Here is a 295-nt window from a genome sequence, read left to right on the forward strand (position 1 = left end):
CCTCCGGACCCAGGGAGCACACCCCGTGAGCGACTTCCCGTGGCTGCTCCCGATGATCGCGGTGCCCGCGGTGGGTGGCGCCGTCGTCGCCGCCCTGCCCAGGGGCCGGGACGCCCAGGCCCAGGTCGTGGCGCTGGCCGTCAGCCTGGTCGTGCTGGTCCTGGCGGTGCTGGCCACCGTCGCCTTCGACGGCGGCGGCGAGCGGTTCCAGCTGGCGACGTCGGTCTCCTGGAGCCCGGCGTTCGGCGTCGACGTCGCCCTGGGCGTCGACGGCATCGCGCTGGTGTTGCTGCGG

Annotated in this window: 1 pseudogene; it reads left to right on the forward strand. The window is 75.6% G+C overall.

Annotation, left to right across the window (positions count from 1 at the left end):
• Positions 1–25: 25 nt before the first annotated feature.
• Positions 26–295 (forward strand): annotated as a pseudogene (locus AC0IVP_RS21865) (NADH-quinone oxidoreductase subunit M); the annotation flags it as partial.

The organism is Klenkia sp. AC732 (assembly GCF_979256525.1).